Raw genomic sequence first — 1555 nt, forward strand, 5'->3', positions numbered from 1 at the left:
CCCTTCGGTTTCCGGCCGGGAATGCTTCGACAAGGGAGCCGGGGTCTGCAGCAACAGCTTCTGGTTCCAGTAATAGGTCGAGATGTGGTAGTACAGTTCGACCGCGGTTTCCGGCATACGGAACGAGGGGATGCCAGCGTCCTCAAGCATGGAACGTGCCTGATATACCTGCTCTTCGCCCATCCAGCAGGTGAGAATCGGTTTGGCGGTCAGCAGGTCGACTTCGATCACCGCCTTGGCAACCTCCATCGGTTGCGTCATGGCTTGTGGAGAGAGCATCACCAGCACCCCATCGACGTTGTCATCCTCGGCGACAGCCAGAATGGCGTCGTGATAACGCTTCGGTGTGGCATCCCCTTCGATGTCGACGGGGTTGCGTTGCGACCAGGTAGGCGGCATCTTCGAATTGAGTGTCTGAATGGTGCTGGCAGACAATTCGGCCAGCGGAATCTCGAGATCGCCGGCACGGTCCGCGGCCATTGCTCCCGGTCCTCCGCCGTTGGTGATGATCGCCAGGCGCTTGCCTTGCGGGCGGAATTTCGAGGCCAGCGCCTTGGCTGCATAGAACAACTGGCCGATGTTCTTGACCCGTACGACACCGGCGCGGCGCACGGCCGCCTCGAAAACGATGTCGGAGCCGCCGGGCATGCCCGAGTGCGTCTCGACCGCCGCCAGACCACCGGCGTGGCGCCCGGCCTTGAGCAGCACGATCGGCTTGATGCGCGCTGCCGAACGCAGCGCACTCATGAAGCGGCGCGCGTCACGAATGCCTTCGACGTAGAGCAGAATGTAATGGGTCAGGTTGTCGTAGATCAGGTAATCGAGGATCTCGCCGAAATCGACATCGGCAGTGCCGCCCAGTGAAATGACGCTGGAAAAGCCGACGCGGTTGCTGGTCGCCCAGTCGAGCACTGCCGAGCAAATCGCACCCGATTGCGAGACCAGCGCGAGATTGCCGACGTTGGCATAGATGCGTGCAAAAGTGGCGTTGAGTCCAAGATTCGGTCGAATGATCCCCAGACAATTCGGACCCAGCAGGCGGACACCGTAACTGCGGGCAATCTCCATCATCTTGCGTTCGAGCGCCGCGCCCGAATGTCCCGCCTCGGCAAAGCCGGAGGTGATCACGATGGCGTTCTTGACGCCGCTGTGCCCACACTGTTCGATGATTTTCGGGACCGTTTGCGGTCTGGTGACGACCACTGCCAGTTCGACACGGGCGCTGATCTCTTCGATCGATTTGTACGTCGGGACGCCCTGGATCGTTTCGTGGGCGGTGTTGATCGGGTACAACCGTCCCTTGTAGCCCGAATTGAGAATGTTCTTGAACAGGACATTGCCAACCGAATTCTCCCGGTCGGAAGCACCGATGACGGCAACGGATTTGGGTTCAAAGAGGGTAGTGAGGTAGTGATGTTCTAGCATGAGGATTTTCGTCTCTTGTTCGAAAGACGCCATACAGGTTGATGTTGCGGCGCAGCAATTTTACCATAGATGCTCTGGCAAGTATCTAGCAGCCTGTCGGACTTTCGGCTTGCTCCCCACCGGATATGCT

At 59.2% G+C, this 1555-nt stretch carries 1 protein-coding gene; it reads right to left on the bottom strand.

All coding sequences use genetic code 11. From position 1 onward, the window contains the following. The coding region (locus CAPSK01_RS02085; RefSeq protein WP_273702907.1) for a CoA-binding protein at positions 1-1425 on the bottom strand (1425 nt) is incomplete at its 3' end. Between the last annotated feature and the right edge of the window lie 130 nt (positions 1426-1555).

This window comes from Candidatus Accumulibacter vicinus, from assembly GCF_000584955.1.
GTDB classification, from domain to species: Bacteria; Pseudomonadota; Gammaproteobacteria; order Burkholderiales; family Rhodocyclaceae; genus Accumulibacter; species Accumulibacter vicinus.